Here is a 14,851-nt window from a genome sequence, read left to right on the forward strand (position 1 = left end):
TTCGAGGACCAAATATCAATCGCGCAGGGATTCCGGGACGGCGCTCATCAGCGTAGCGGTACCCATGCTGGCAAGGATGCGATCGTTGTTGATCATGATCGGAGCGGAAAGCACGTCGCGCAGGTGGCGACCGATGCTTACGTCGGTATCGTTGCGATAACCGGACAGGCCGCAGGCGCGCATCGCGTGCATGACGGTCGCGACCGCGAGCTCGGAGGCCTCCACCTTGAGAAGATTGATCGAAGACTGGAAGTCCATCGACGACAGCGCGCGCTCGTCCCGTTCGCGAGCCTCATAGAACTGGAGATTCGCGGCGATGATGGCGCGCAGTTTCGACAGCGTCATTCTGGCGGCGGTGAAATGGGCCGCGCCGGGAGGCATATTGCCGCCTGCCCCGCGGGCAGCCTTACGAATGAAGCGCTGCGCTCGGTCCGCAGCCGCAGCCGCGATTCCCGCCCAGACCGAGGACCAGCACAGGTGGGCGACGGGCGTCATCGTCTGCGCGTGAATCCTTTCGTATGCCACGGGGAATATCTGTTCCGCGGCGCCTCTGAAATTCAGCTTGAACCCGGCGCTGCAGGTCCCACGCATGCCGAGCGTCTCCCACGCGAGAGTGGGTTCCAGCGTATAGTCGTCGCGGGTGATGGCCAGGAGCACCTGATCGGATCCGGCCGCGGAGTCGGAGCGACGAGCGACGGTGATGATGCCGTCCGCCTCCGCGCCGTACGAAATCACCGTCGCGTCGCGCGCCAGCGAAATCTCGCCGCCGGCGCGCTCCACTGCCGCCGAACTGAACCGTATGTTTCCACCGTTCTGGCCTTCCGTCGTCGACGATGCCAGCAGCAACTGCTCGGCGGCCACGCGGCGCATGAGTCTTTCGTGCCAGGCGCTGCCCGCGCCGTGGTGAACCAGACACGCGACCTTGGTCTGATGCATCGCGAAGATCATCCCGACCGAGGAGCAGGCGCGGCCGAGCGCGTAACACATATCGGCCACCTCGGAGATGGACGCACCGTCTCCGCCGAACTCGATCGGTATCTGGGCGCCGAGAAGCCTTTCCTTGCGCGCCGCGTCGATCGCCTCGCGCGGAAAGCGCGCCTCACGATCGACCGCCTCGGCCTCCGTCGCAGCGACCTCCGCGACATTTGCCGTCCGCTGCCGGAACGACGAGCCGTCAGGAGAGAATGCTACACGGCCGATTTCCGTGGCGATATCACGGAACTGGACTTCCTGCACACTCATGAGCCAAAGCCTCGCGTTTCATGGTTGGACGACGCGAACCACGTCGAGAGCCGCTTGAAATCGACAACTAACCCACTTCCCCGGCTGCGTCGTTGGCGCAAAAGTGGGTGTCGCAGAGCTGCCACTCCCTAGCGAGGTACCCCCGAAGCAGAGCTATTGACCGGAAGAGCAGTTGGGTATCGTCGCCCCCCGTGTGATCAAACCTGGTCACGGCGAGGGCCGTCGAAATGCATGACCTTACCGTCAACGTTCAGAACCGTGTTCTATCCGTCGTCAGGAGCGTTCTCGAGCAAAACGCGATCACTGCAGACGTCCACCCGGAGTCTCGCTTGGTGGATATCGGGCTGAGCTCAATGGGCATGGTGGAGCTGATGCTCAAGGTTGAGGCCGAGTTCGATCTCACCCTTCCCCAACTCGCGATTACGCCGGAAAATTTTCAATCGGTGAAGACGATGGAGCGGATGATCCTCAACCAGCTCGGACCCGGGCCGGGATGAATCCGGTTGAACAGGGATTCTGCCTCGACAACCGAGCCGGCCGTATCGATGATGATTGCACGGCCGCTATGGCCGCGCCCCTGCCGACCAGCGAGCAGGATGTCGCTCCAACCCAATTGAATGATCAGATCGTGAAGACGGACGTGATCGAGCCGGCGAGCAGACGCGACGCGACGCAGCGCAGACGCTCCGCCGCCAAGACCTGGCTGCAGGCCTTCGCGCTAACCGCGCAGGTCGAAGCGCAGCCGCATCGCTTGTTCGCTGACATCGTAGAAGAATGGGCTCAGCGTCAGCCCGGACAACCTGCCCTGGTCTCGGATGACCAATCGTTCACCTACGGAGAACTCGCCGCCCGGATCAACCGGTATGCGCGCTGGGCGCGCAGCCTCGGCCTCCATGCAGACAGCACCGTCTGTCTGCTGATGCCGAACCGGCCGGACTATCTCGCCTGCTGGCTCGGCATCAGCAGCGTCGGCTGCACGGTGGCGCTGATCAATACCAGGCTCGTAGGCCAGTCCCTCGCCCACTGCATCGACGTTGCGTGTGCCGATCACATCATCCTGGCAGCCGATTGCGCGGATGCATTCGAGACCGCGCGTCCGCATCTGCGCCGCGTGCCGCAGAGTTGGAGCCTCGGCGGCGGCGAGCCCAACGGCGATCTGGAGGCGGCGCTCGCCGTTTTCGAGCCGCGCCCGCTGTCGCTCGCCGAACGTGGCGACGTCACGATCGATCGACGCGCCCTGCTCATCTACACGTCGGGCACCACGGGGCTACCGAAGGCGGCGAACGTCAGTCACCGCCGAATTCTCACCTGGGGCGGATGGTTTGCCGGACTGACCGACGCATCCACCAGCGATCGCCTGTACGACTGCCTGCCGCTGTACCACTCCGTGGGTGGCGTCGCGGCTCCCTGCAGCATGCTCCGCGCGGGCGGCTCGGTCGCGATTGCCGAGAAATTCTCCGCCGGCAGCTTCTGGGACGACATCGTGCGTTTCGACTGCACCATCTTCCAATATATTGGCGAACTCTGCCGCTATCTGCTGAAGGCGCCGGCGGCCGAACGAGAGGCGCGACACGGGCTGCGGCTGGCCGTCGGCAACGGACTGCGCGGCGACATCTGGGAGAGGTTCGCCGGCCGGTTCGCGATTCCGCAGATCCTCGAATTCTATGCCGCCACGGAAGGCAATTTTTCGCTGTTCAACGTCGAAGGAAAACCCGGCGCGATCGGCCGGATTCCGCCAGTGCTGGCGCATCGCTTTCCCGCCTCGATCGTCAAGATCGATGCTGACAGCGGCAGTCCACTCCGCACCGATGCAGGGCTCTGCATCGCCTGCGCGCCTGGCGAGACGGGCGAGGCGGTCGGGCGCATCGGCAGAGCCGGTCGCGACGGCGCACCTTTCGAGGGCTACACGGATCCCGCCGAGACAGAGAAGAAGATTCTTCGCGACGTCTTTACCGATGGCGATGTCTGGTTCCGCACCGGTGATCTGATGCTGCGCGACGAGCAGGGCTACCTGCACTTCGTCGACCGCGTCGGCGACACCTTCCGCTGGAAGGGCGAGAACGTCGCGACCAGCGAAGTGAACGACGCAATCAGGGAATGCCCGGGCGTTCTCGACGCCTCGACCTATGGAGTTGCTGTTTCCGGGGCCGATGGCCGCGCGGGCATGGCGGCTTTGGTGGTGGACCGCGGTTTCGATCTCGCGATATTCCGAGAACACTTGTCGCGTCGGCTTCCGCCCTATGCAGTTCCCCTCTTCGTCAGGCTATGCCGGGCGCTCGATGCGACCGATACCTTCAAGCAGAAGAAGCAACGGCTGGTCCGCGAGGGGTTCGATCCGTCGGTCGTCGACGATCCGCTGTTCCTGCGCGATCCGGCGACCGGCGACTACCGCTCGATCGACCGGGCCGTCTACGCAAGCATCGCTGACAGCGAAATCAGACTTTAACATCGGACCTGAAAGCCGAGAAGTGAGGTGTACCATGTCGGTCAAGTCGAAGATTTTCTCCGCGATGAAGCAGATCGCCGAGGAACAGAAGGTTGCGCTTCCTCCGCTCGAGGACGATCTGGCGCTGAACGAAACCGGTTTCGATTCGCTGGCATTCGCAATCCTGGTTGCGCGGCTGGAGGACGAGCTCGGTATCGATCCCTTCACTGTCGCCGAGGATGCGGCCTTCCCGTCAACCCTCGGCGAGTTTGTCCGAGCCTACGAGAATGTCCCCGCCTGACATCTTCGCGCTGCGCCAATATCTCGGCCCGGAGCTGAAGGGCCGCACGATTTCCGATGCCAGGCACAGCGTATCGCTGACCGACATTGTCGAGCACAGTTGCCTGACCGGCAGATCCTGCGAGCTGGCCGACCGTTCGGTACTGCTTGCGAGGTCCGGACAGCTGCTGTCCGGGCTTGCAATGATCGAGATCGACGGCGTCGCCCGCCGGATACTTCTATGCCCGCCCGAATTCGATTGGGATCGCCTGCAGGTCCTGCTCAAGCAGGCCGAGATCGACACCATCGTCACCGATCGGCCGTTACAGCGATGTCATGCCGGCAACCACACGATTATCGGCATCGACCTGCCCGAAGGCAGGACCGCAGGATCGAAGGTCGAGCGCGCAAGCGAGTGGCTGATGCTGACCTCCGGGACGTCAGGGCTGCCGAAGATGGTTCGGCATACGCTTGATGGACTCGCGGGCGACGTCACGGCAGCAGGGAAACTGGCACGAACCGATGCGTAACATTCTCGTCACCGGCGGCAGCCGCGGTATCGGTCTTGCCGTTGCACGCAGGCTCGCCGCATCCGGCGACTACAATGTGGTCGCGGTAGCGCGCCGCGAGAGCGGCGAGCTCGCAGCTGCAGTCCGCGAAGCACCGCGGCGCCTGCATTTCCGCGCCTGCGATCTTGCGGCGACCGATGCGATCCCGGCCTTCGCAAAATCGGTGCGGGACGAATTCGGCGCGATCTACGGCCTCGTCAACAATGCCGGGATCGGCACCGACGGGCTGCTGGCCACCATGCACAATTCGGAAATCGAGGCCTTGATCCGCCTCAACGTATTATCGCCGATCATCCTGACCAAATACGTCGCGCGCCATATGATGGCCGACGGCGCTGGGCGGATCGTCAACATCTCCTCTATCATCGCCTCGACCGGCTACAGCGGCCTGTCCGTGTATGCGGCGTCCAAGGCCGCGGTTGCCGGCTTCACCCGTTCGCTGGCCCGGGAAGTCGGCAAGGTCGGCATTACCGTGAACGCGGTCGCGCCAGGCTTCATCGACACGGAATTGACCAGCTCCTTGGACAACGAAGGCCGACGGCGCATCACCGGCCGCAGCGCATTGCGCCGCCTGCCCGAAGCCGACGACGTCGCTTCCATGGTCGAATTCCTTCTCGGCGAAGGCGGCCGGAACATCACCGGCACCGTGGTCACGGTCGACGCCGGCAACACCGCCTGACCGCCGAGATCCAGCTATTTACGGGTAGCGGCCGGCAGGCTGCGCACTTCATTCCGGCGCAGGTCCCTTTAGGTGCTCCAGCATCGTGTTGCAGGCTTCCGCGGCCTCCGTGAAAGTCGCAAACGCCGAACCGCCGATCTTGATCGCGCCGTTGTTCCGATAGAGCGGTCGCCACGACGCCACAAAACCGGCACGTCCATGAAAGCCGGACCCGGCAGGGCTCTCATACGTGATCACAAAGGAAAAGCCGTCGCCGGTCGCGCTCCAAATTTCCATGTCGTGGACGGCACGGTGAAACTGAAGGGACATCAGGATGCGCCCGCGTGCGCTCGCAGCTCGACCACAGAGTTCAGTCCTGTTGGCTGGCCGCCTGTGGAGAAACGGCCCTGACCGTAGGGGGCAGCAGGGAGGGCCAGGGCCGCCGCTCCAGATGTGCCCACGTCCATCCAGTCGGCACATCTCTGCGATCGCATCTGGAACCGCTCGCTACTGCCCGCGACTTAGTTTTACCTGACAACGGACAAACCGAGATCGACCCAGAGCTGCAGATGACCCAATAAATACACTTCCTGCGCGATATTTTGGCTGCGATTCTGGATCAGCCGCCTGCCCCGACGGGCTACCCCGCCAAGCCCGGGGGACGTGCTGGACTCAATCCGGGATGCGAGCCTTCTCTCGCGGAACGGTACGCTCGTGTTGCGCGATGGCGAGGGCCGCGAGCACCGTCCGATTGCTGATTTCGAGCTTCTGAAAGATGTTGTGCAGGTGCACCTTGATGGTGCCGTCGGCTATGTTCAACCGCCGCCCGATTTCCTTGTTCGACAATCCTTCGGAGACCAGGCGCATGATCTGACGCTCGCGGTCCGTCAGCGCGGTCAGGGCGTTCTCCGAAATCGTGCCCTGCTCCTGCGACACGATCGACTCGGACGGCGTGGCCGGCAGCAGGTTTTGATTGTTGGCGACGTGCCGCAAGGACTGCACCAGCGCTTCGGGCTCCGTGTCCTTCAGGATGATGCTACAAGTCATCGGCGTTGCGGCGAGTACCAGTTCGCAATCTTCACTCGCGGCGAAAAAAACCAAATGCGTCGAACGATTTTCTGAACTAATGACCGAAAGAACTCTCAACGCGCCGAGGTCCGGCATGGCCGCATCGACGATCGCGATGTCCGGCGCCAGATTCCGGATCGCTTCGATGCAGCTCGCAGCGTCGCTACAAGATGCGACGACATTGAAATCGACTGCAGCACCGAGCACGTTGCTCAGGCCCTGCAGGACCACCGGATGCCGGTCTGCAATGACTACACTGGTACGTCGCATTGGGCGCTCCTCAGCGTGTCGCCCCCAGAATATGAACTCCGCGCCCCCGCAACTATTTCGACTACTAATAATACAATCATCCGAAATATCCAAAAACGCAAGCGAATCAACATCGCAGCACAAAACTTAAAGGTTAACGGGCACGCTGGTCTGCTCGCTTCCCGACTCTCTTCCAGCAATTTGGCGAGGCGAGTGCCCCGTAAGATTCCGGTGATCAGATGGCAGCGCGCCTGCCCCTGTTTCGAACGAGCCCGGACAACCGCGAAATCTTCAACGGGGCACCTTCGATAATTCCGCAACGTTCGATACGCGCCGCGTCGTTAACTCGCTTGCAGAATGTGTTCGCGCAGACGTGGCATCGACAAACAAAAACTCCGAGAAGTTCTTCAACGTTGAATCAACATCCCGACCTTATTCGCCCATAGACTGTGCCAGAAGCCGTTTTTAACCACCGCACTCACACGGATATACGCGGGTTCGTTCCTATAACCAACGATATATAGGGCGATCTCAAATTCGCATCTAACATTCATAAACGCTTAAGGAATTTGGAGCAGACGCCGACAACGCTCGGCAAACGACGAAAGAGGAGGAACACGATCGAAGTAACTCGATATTTTTGAAGACTACACGCTTAGGGAGAACGACCAATTTAACAACAACGATTCGTTCGTCCGTCCAAGGACCAAATTGAGTTCAACCGTCCGTCGCTGTTGTGTCATTGCGTAGGCTGGAGGGTAAAATGAGGAGGCGGCAATCTTACGGAATGGTTCTTATTGGAAGAAACGTTCTGATTAGAGAAGGTATTGCTAGAATACTTCACGCAGCAAATTTTCGTATCGCGGTATCGGCGTCGAGCCCCGCGGAATTGCCAAGCTCACTTCAAACAGAGCAACTGATGTTTCTCATCGTCCATACCGGCGATGATTTCGATCTTGCGAAAGAACAAATCGGATATGTGAAAGATCGTTATCCGGACGCGCGCATTGCGATCGTCTCGGACAATTATCGGCCGGCGGAACTCGCTTCTGCATTTCGTGCGGGCGCCAACGGCTACTTCGTCAACGTCATTTCGTGCGATGCCTTCATCAAGTCCGTTGAGCTCGTCACGATGGGTGAGACCGTCTTCCCGCCGGCATTCCTGTCGTTCGCTCTCGACGGCAATCGCGAACACGAAACGGCGCCGCTCAGCGAAAACGAGCACTCGATCCTCGTCACATCGGAGGACACGATCTCGCCGCAACTCTCGCCGCGCGAAAAGGCAATTCTATCCTGCCTTATCGAAGGCGATTCCAACAAGTGCATTGCCCGAAAGATCGATATCGCCGAAGCAACCGTGAAGGTCCACGTCAAGGCGATCCTGCGCAAGATCCGGGTCCAGAACCGGACACAAGCGGCGATCTGGGGAATGAACCATGGGTCGCTGGTACGAGCCACGAGCGGTCGCGCGCTCACAGCCGTCGATCCAGGCAGAGGGATCGCGAAGCCTCTCACGGTGATCTCCGAGATGGAGCAGATCAACGAGCCGGCTTCACTGGCCCCCCAGCCAGGTCACGTCGCGGTCCCCCCTATCGACGGCCTTCTCCGCAAGGGCGTGGAGCGAGGGAATCGCGTAGCGGCACGGCTCTACAAGTAGAAACGACTGCGGCTGCGCGAGCGAGCCCATCGCGAGCAAGGTTGCGAAACTTTCGTCGACTTCTCCAAGTCCAGGCGCCGGGCAGGATGCTCCCTGCTGCTCTTGCGTGAATAGCGCGCAAGATCGAAGCGGACATTCTCCCCGGCCTGGCAACTCGCAGCGCGGGCCGAGGGGGCCCGCTTCCCTATCGCTCTCGCAGTGTTTCCTGCTTGTACCTAGCCAGTCGCGAGAGAGCGGCGAAAAAGAAATCCGGCGCTGTGTCGAGCGCGGCGAGAAATCCGCGTTCATTCGGCATCGAACCACCCCGGCCGATCTCGAGGCGCGGTTCCTCGGCTCGATGGACCATTATAGCTACCCCCCACACCTACCCATTTATAGCAATTCCCCCGTCCGTCCCCCCGGTGCTACCGAGACTGCGGCCGCTCTGGTCAGGACGAACAGAGCTCGGGGTCGTAGGGTGCTATGAGTTGTGCGTCCTTTACCAACTTGCGGATGTCCACCAGGTTTCCGGCGCGTTCGATCGCCGGTAGCAGGGAACTCCCGGCTTACCTCGGCAAGAGGCTACCAACTGTCCTGCGAATATCAGCAGCCATCAGCAAATTCTTATTCGTTGTCATAGCGGCCTACATCGCCGCCGTTCTCTACCACCGGCTGATCCTCGTGCATTCGCCGGATCCGGTCAGATACCTTCCGGAAGTTTTCCTGATCGCCAGCTTGAATCTGCTCGTTGGCGTTCGGCACCGGCAATTTCCCCGAAGTCAGACACAGCGTCGCTATGCCCTCCTGTGGAACGGCATCGCGGGGTCTCGCTCACGTCCCGTCGCGCGAAACGACGCCTTCGCTGAGCTGATGTCATCAATTTCGCGTCGCCACACCGTCAAGCCGGACATTGAAGGCCGGACAATGCAACTGTTAGTGCTGGTAGGAATAACATGCTGCAGACGCCCATTAGATCGAATCATTCGATAAATCGTGACACTGCGTTGCCCGAAGGTTTGCCGGTCGTGTCCCTGGCGGATGTGGCGCACTTCATATTGCGGCGTCTCTGGATCATATCGTTGACGTGTTTGGTAACGTGGAGCATCGCTCTCCTCTACCTCCTCGCTGTCGTACCCACGTACACCGCTGACGCCGATCTCGTCATTGAGTCGAAAGCGCCTTTGGCAGACGCTGCGTCCGTTTCAACGATCGTGGAAAGTCAGATCGGAATCTTGAGATCCGAGAGTATCGCTCGTGCCGTGATGCAGAAACTCGATCTAACCGAGGATCCGGAATTTGTCGGGCGAACCGGCATCGTAGGCGGCATGATCCGCTCGCTCACTCAGTTGCTCGGCTGGAGCAAGCCGGACTCGGAATCTACGGTGATGCGACATGCCCTGGATTCCTTCCAACGCAAGCTTTCAGTTAAGCGCGTGGGTCTCACCTATATCGTCTCGATGAGCTTCGACTCGGCCGACCCTGAGCGAGCTGCGCAGATCTTGAACACGATTCCGGAAATCTATATCGCCCGTCAAATGGACGCAAAATACAATCTCAGTTTGCAGGATGAGGCGTGGATTCAGAATCGACTGACCGAGTTGAGCAATCAAGCATCAGCTGCCCAAAAGGCATTGGAGGACTATCGCAGGAACAAGGATTCAGCGGATGCTGGCAATGCGGGCGCGGAGCGGGCACTGGCTGCAGCTGCCGACTCATCCAAAGGCGCCTATGACAATTTTCAGCGCGTGCTGCGTCGGAATGAGGCGGCGCGACAGCAAGCCACGCCAGTGCTCGAGGCGAGTCTGATCAGCAGGGCCTTGCCTCCCCTAAAGGCCAGTTCGCCGAAGCGCACAATCGTGCTTGGATTGTCGACCATCGCGGGGCTGCTTCTTGGCGTCGCGTTCGGAGTGTGGCGCGATCTATCAGACCAAAGCATCCGTGCAAGTGCCCAGGTCTGGAATGACCTCGATGTCCCCTGTATCGCAACTGTGCCGATGATCACGTCCAACGGCGTCCGCGGAAGGTTGAAAACGTTCTTCGCCGGCTCTGCGCGAAGACTGCCGACGAGCTCCAGCGCAAAGATTCCAGCACGCAATGGCCTGGCCTTCCAATCGCCAGATGGCGAACGGGCTCCTAAGCGTGCAACGTCGACAGATCCACGATCGCAAAACATTGTACGTATGGAGAGTCCAATTTGGACCGTTACGGATGCACCACAGTCCCCGTTTACCGAGTCGCTTCTTGAAATCAAGCTGGCCATCGATTCGATGACCCGTAGCGGCAAGCGAATGCAGGTTATTGGGATTACCTCAACGCGACCCAAAGAGGGAAAGTCCACCATTGCGGCGGCCCTCGCGTTACTCATAGCACGCACCGAGGCTCGAGTTGTCCTGCTGGATTGCAATTTGCGAGATCGATCGCTGTCGGCCGGATTAGCTCCGGCTGCCGCATCTGGCATTCTGGATGCTATGACAGGGTCCGTTTCATTGCCCGCAATAACGTGGACCGATCCATCATCACGGCTGTCCTTTCTACCAGCCGGCAGTAGCTCTCGACCGATTTACGCGAGCGATGCCCTGAGATCGGAGGCCCTCGACGAGCTGTTCAAAAATCTTCGCAACACCTACGAATACATCATTGTCGATCTGCCGGCCGTGGCCCCGTTTGCCGATGTTCGCGCTGCGGCCCACCTATTGGATTCGTTCATCCTTGTTGCCGAATGCGGGCGCACGAATGTCGGTGTCGCCGCGCATGCGCTTAAAGTCTGTAGCGGAATAAACGAACTCATGCTCGGGGTCGCGCTGAACAAGGCGGATACGACTTTCCTGAAAGACTTCGAGTTGGGATCTTGATACGATGCTGCCCACACGTGATGCGCTATATGCTCTAAAGGAACGAACGAGGCTTGGCTCGCCCGCCGGCGCACGCGTCTCATGCGCGTGGTTCGTACTGGCGGCGCGAGCCCGGAGAGAGTCGATAGCGCGAGATCATCATGGTTTCTGATAATGATGGACCATGATCGCAAGATCGTTTCGTTGGTAGTCGCGCCCACCCCGCCAGCCGTGGGGGACTACAAGTGAGGGTGGCCCTCGTATCGTTCCACTACGCGGAGTACGCGTCCCGACTCGCCTTGGCGCTTGATAGGCATCACGAGGTGTTACTGATCCTGGACTCGTCCAATGCCCAGCATGATCTTTCCAAATCTTTGCGGGATGAGCTCGTGAGACGTGGAAATGTTCTGTGGTTTGGACAGCTCAGACGTCGCAGCGCGCTGATCCACGCCATCAGGCTGACGCGTGAGATAAGACGATTTCAACCTGACGTAATTCACGTTCAGGAAGTGACGAGTTGTGTTCCAACGTGGACCAACGACGCCCTGAGGTATTCGACTCCACTCGTCGTCACCGTGCACGATCCGGTCCCGCATAGCGGAGCTGACCGGCGCGTGGCCGAGAAGTCTGCGGACTATCGGATACGTCTGCGTACTCGTGCAGATCGTTTGATAGTACATGGCGAACGAATTCGGGAGGAATGGCGAGGAAGAGAGCCGCAGCGGACCCTTCAACTTGCGTCAGTTCGGCACGGTGTGCTCGGGGACGATCAAGGCCGAACGGAAACCATTCCCGAGAAACCGCCGGTGTTTTTATTCTTTGGACGGATCGAAGCCTATAAGGGCCTTGGATATGCCTTACAGGCCGCAGAGCTTCTGTCTTCGAGAGGCTTACAGTTTCGTTTGGTGGTTGCGGGAACGGGATCCGATCTAGAACAGTATCGCGCCAGGATCGCCCAAATGCCCTGGGTCGAATTGATGGACCGTCATCTTCTCGCCGACGAAATTCCACAGCTCTTCCGCCGGGCGAGTGCGGTTCTACTTCCGTACACGGATGCCACTCAGAGCGGGGTCGCCGCGATGGCTTTCGGGTTCGGGCGGCCCGTCATCGCGACCTGCGTCGGAGGACTGCCCGACGTGGTCATGAATGAGCACAATGGCTTGTTGGTTACGCCGAAAAGCGTAGGTTCTCTGGCTGATGCAATGGAGCGGTTTATCGCGACCGAGACGCTGGACGAGAGACTGCGGCGCGGCGCAACAGAGCATGCTCGCGCGGAACTGAGCTGGGAGGTCATCGCGCGAGAAACTACGGGCGTCTACGAAGATGCTATACGAGCCCACGGTTAGGCTTACTGCGTAGCCTGGCCGCAACACTTCAACCTATAGAGACACTCATGCGGGTGATGTTCGTTCTTAACAGTCTTGGTCCGGGAGGTGCTGAGGTCCACACATTTCAGCTTGCGAATGCGATGGCGACCCACGGTGATGCCTGCACGACAGTGAGCCTCACAAGCACTCATTCGACGGTCCACCTCAGCCAAGACTCCATCAGGATGCTTAACGGCAACCGGATCTACGACATTGGCACGATATTCGGCCTGTCACGCATAATCCGCACCCACAGCCCCGACATAATTGTCGCGATAGACGAGCGACCATTGCTCTTTGCTACTGTTTCACGGCGCCTGGCCAGCTCAAATGCCAAACTCGTATCGGTAATCCACAATCCGGACTTTCAGACTGCCCGAGAGCGGGTATTTCATCCTATCTACCGCTCCGTCGTCGCCCGTGCCGACGCAGTGGTTTATGTTGCCCGAAATCAGCGCAAGCTATGGGAAGATCGAGGATACTCACCTCCGACCGCCATCGTCATTCCGAACGGTGTCGACCTGCGTCGATTCTCGACGCGTTCGGTCAATGAGTGGAGAGATCGGACCCGTTCAATGCTGGGGTTCGGACCGGGCGATTATGTAATCGGCCTGTGCGGCCACTTTCGTCCTCAAAAAAATCATTCGCAGCTGGTCGACGCCATCCGAATACTTCGAGACCGGGGGTATCCGGCCAAAGCCCTGCTTGTAGGAAGTGGTCCTACGCAATCGGCCATTGAGCAGTATGCGAAACAACACGGGATGCTGGAGCATATCGTCTTTTCCGGACTCCAGCAGGACGTACGACCTTACACCAGCGCTTTCGATGTTGGCGTCCTCTGCAGTTTCTTCGAGGCGGCGCCGCTTGCCACATTGGAAATGATGGCAATGGGTCTGCCAGTCGTTGTCAGCAACGTCGGGAATGCTGCCGAAATGGTCATTCCTGGGAAGACCGGCTTTCTATTCCCGGCCGGAGATACAACATCCCTGGTAGACTTTCTCCAGATGCTGAGCGAGCCGGTCAAGCGAGAAACCGTTGGACGTGCAGCATCCCAATTTGTTGCCGCAAATTTTGCAGCCGACCGCATGCTTGACCACTATAGAGACTTTTTGACCGGGCTTTTGGTGGAGAACGGCGGATGAGATCCCTGACGAGCTCAAATGTACACCCCCAGATATCCGGCCTCATCTACTCGAAAGTCGCCGAACTGCTTCTCATCGGCCTGCTGCTAATCTTCGTATACCCGTTCTTTTATCTGATTTCGGGTGTCGATCCGACCGTTCCGATCGAAGGGCAAGTGGAGAACAAACTAGTCTACTTTCTCCAGATGGCATTTCCTTTCTTTTGCCTCGCAATTGCCCTCCTGTATCGGGGTTCAGACATATGCCTTCCGGCAGTCACAATCATCTACCCGCTTTTTTGCCTCGCATCGACCATGTGGTCCGTGAATCCATACGACACGTTTAAAGAGGCTTCCCTACTGCTTCTATATATCGTTGCCATTGCTGCCATCTGTCAGATTCTGGATATCGAGGTCTTCTGCAAAACCATAGTCAGAGTATTAGCGTTTCTGATACTCGCGAGCGTGGTGATGGCAGTCGCTCTTCCGCAGTATGGAACGCATCAACTGGATGATGCCCTCGGAGACGCTCGCGCCGGCCTGTGGCGCGGCGTATTCGGGCATAAGAATCAACTGGGCGCCGCAGCATCCACCAGCTTGTTCATCTTCCTGTCTTTCCGGCGCCTGATAGGCGCGTCCGTCGGTTTTCAGGTGATATGTATTATCGCGGCGATTGCGTGCCTGGTATTCGCCCAATCGGTTGGCTCATGGGTCGCTCTGTGCATGCTGGCCGTCTACTATTTTCTCTTACGATCTGCTCCCGTTTCGCGAACCCTTCTTCTGCTGATTGTCATTGGGGTAAGCGCTTTGGCGTTTACACTCTTCTCTCTTTACAGCGCGGACCTCGTGGTCATGGTTGGGCGCGATGCGACCTTCACTGGACGCGCCGACATCTGGCGCGTCGTGCTTGACGCAATCTGGCAGAAGCCCTTGCTCGGGTACGGCTACTACGCCGGAACGCACGATTACATCAAGCCGCTCCTCCAGGGCCAACTCTTTTCGGCCGCCGTCGATCCCCACAATGGATATTTAGATGTAATTCTCGGAACAGGGATCGTTGGATTGATCCTATTGCTAGGTTGCATTGCGTCGGTCCTAGCAACAGGTATTGACCGCGCGAAGACCTCTGCCGGTCGCGAACGCGATTTCTTTTGGCTGCTTCTGGCTTTTCCAATCTTGAGCTTGCTGTTTTCATTCTTCGAGACGGCCGGAATATCCGGAGTTCATGACCTGCTCGATGCGCTGACTTTCTTGTCTTTGACCGCGATCCCATTGTATTTGCGGCTCGAACGCGGCGCTCGCCGGTCGCCGACGCCCGCCACACACGCAGGATCGGCAGTGCGACCTTTTCCGGATCACAGGCGAGATGCGGCACGCTGGAGGTCCCCAACGCTCGGCGGCTGACGG

General features: G+C 59.3%; 14 protein-coding genes. 10 read left to right on the top strand and 4 right to left on the bottom strand.

The window, feature by feature from the left end; translation table 11 throughout:
• Positions 1-15: 15 nt before the first annotated feature.
• Positions 16-1,242, bottom strand: coding sequence for an acyl-CoA dehydrogenase family protein (locus ACV1FX_RS13485; RefSeq protein ID WP_473118043.1), 1,227 nt, complete (start codon positions 1,240-1,242; stop codon positions 16-18).
• 227 nt (positions 1,243-1,469) lie between these two features.
• On the opposite strand from ACV1FX_RS13485, the gene ACV1FX_RS13490 reads away from it, so the two are divergent.
• The 5 genes from ACV1FX_RS13490 to ACV1FX_RS13510 are packed head-to-tail and all read left to right on the top strand — an operon-like array spanning position 1,470 to position 5,194.
• The gene (locus ACV1FX_RS13490) at positions 1,470-1,739 is read left to right on the top strand and encodes a phosphopantetheine-binding protein (protein WP_473118044.1); all 270 of its coding nucleotides are present in this window, start codon (positions 1,470-1,472) and stop codon (positions 1,737-1,739) included.
• Entirely contained in the window at positions 1,736-3,688 is a 1,953-nt protein-coding gene (locus ACV1FX_RS13495; RefSeq protein WP_473118045.1) for a long-chain-acyl-CoA synthetase, read from the top strand. The genes ACV1FX_RS13490 and ACV1FX_RS13495 overlap by 4 nt, the downstream gene beginning before the upstream one ends.
• Before the next feature lie 34 nt (positions 3,689-3,722).
• Positions 3,723-3,968 (top strand): acyl carrier protein, encoded by a 246-nt coding sequence (locus tag ACV1FX_RS13500; protein ID WP_473118046.1) that lies wholly within the window; start codon positions 3,723-3,725, stop codon positions 3,966-3,968.
• Positions 3,955-4,476 carry a hypothetical protein gene (locus ACV1FX_RS13505; RefSeq protein ID WP_473118047.1) on the top strand — a complete coding sequence of 174 codons (522 nt, stop codon included), beginning with the start codon at positions 3,955-3,957 and terminating at the stop codon, positions 4,474-4,476. Before ACV1FX_RS13500 ends, ACV1FX_RS13505 begins: the two co-directional genes overlap by 14 nt.
• Positions 4,469-5,194 (top strand): SDR family NAD(P)-dependent oxidoreductase, encoded by a 726-nt coding sequence (locus ACV1FX_RS13510; protein ID WP_473118048.1) that lies wholly within the window; start codon positions 4,469-4,471, stop codon positions 5,192-5,194. The genes ACV1FX_RS13505 and ACV1FX_RS13510 overlap by 8 nt, the downstream gene beginning before the upstream one ends.
• A gap of 48 nt (positions 5,195-5,242) precedes the next feature.
• On the opposite strand, the gene ACV1FX_RS13515 is transcribed toward ACV1FX_RS13510, so the two are convergent.
• Both ACV1FX_RS13515 and ACV1FX_RS13520 read right to left on the bottom strand, forming a co-directional pair.
• Complete coding sequence (locus ACV1FX_RS13515; protein ID WP_473118049.1) at positions 5,243-5,503, bottom strand: hypothetical protein; 261 nt, start codon at positions 5,501-5,503, stop codon at positions 5,243-5,245.
• Positions 5,504-5,845: 342 nt separating this feature from the next.
• Positions 5,846-6,604, bottom strand: a complete 759-nt coding sequence (locus ACV1FX_RS13520) for a LuxR C-terminal-related transcriptional regulator (protein WP_473118050.1) — start codon at positions 6,602-6,604, stop codon at positions 5,846-5,848.
• Positions 6,605-7,226: 622 nt separating this feature from the next.
• On the opposite strand from ACV1FX_RS13520, the gene ACV1FX_RS13525 reads away from it, so the two are divergent.
• The gene (locus ACV1FX_RS13525) at positions 7,227-8,147 is read left to right on the top strand and encodes a LuxR C-terminal-related transcriptional regulator (protein ID WP_473118051.1); all 921 of its coding nucleotides are present in this window, start codon (positions 7,227-7,229) and stop codon (positions 8,145-8,147) included.
• A gap of 603 nt (positions 8,148-8,750) precedes the next feature.
• On the opposite strand, the gene ACV1FX_RS13530 is transcribed toward ACV1FX_RS13525, so the two are convergent.
• A complete protein-coding gene (locus tag ACV1FX_RS13530; protein WP_473118052.1) occupies positions 8,751-8,888 on the bottom strand; it encodes a hypothetical protein in 138 nt (45 codons plus the stop codon).
• A 191-nt stretch (positions 8,889-9,079) separates the two neighbouring features.
• On the opposite strand from ACV1FX_RS13530, the gene ACV1FX_RS13535 reads away from it, so the two are divergent.
• From ACV1FX_RS13535 to ACV1FX_RS13550, 4 genes are all read left to right on the top strand, one after another.
• Positions 9,080-10,978 carry a Wzz/FepE/Etk N-terminal domain-containing protein gene (locus ACV1FX_RS13535; RefSeq protein WP_473118053.1) on the top strand — a complete coding sequence of 633 codons (1,899 nt, stop codon included), beginning with the start codon at positions 9,080-9,082 and terminating at the stop codon, positions 10,976-10,978.
• A 230-nt stretch (positions 10,979-11,208) separates the two neighbouring features.
• Positions 11,209-12,303: a glycosyltransferase family 4 protein gene (locus ACV1FX_RS13540; RefSeq protein ID WP_473118054.1), complete on the top strand. Its 1,095-nt coding sequence runs from the start codon at positions 11,209-11,211 to the stop codon at positions 12,301-12,303.
• 47 nt (positions 12,304-12,350) lie between these two features.
• Positions 12,351-13,466, top strand: coding sequence for a glycosyltransferase (locus ACV1FX_RS13545; protein WP_473118055.1), 1,116 nt, complete (start codon positions 12,351-12,353; stop codon positions 13,464-13,466).
• Positions 13,463-14,848 (top strand): O-antigen ligase family protein, encoded by a 1,386-nt coding sequence (locus ACV1FX_RS13550; protein ID WP_473118056.1) that lies wholly within the window; start codon positions 13,463-13,465, stop codon positions 14,846-14,848. Before ACV1FX_RS13545 ends, ACV1FX_RS13550 begins: the two co-directional genes overlap by 4 nt.
• The last annotated feature ends 3 nt before the right edge of the window (positions 14,849-14,851 follow it).

The sequence above is a fragment of the Bradyrhizobium ingae genome (assembly GCF_055791185.1).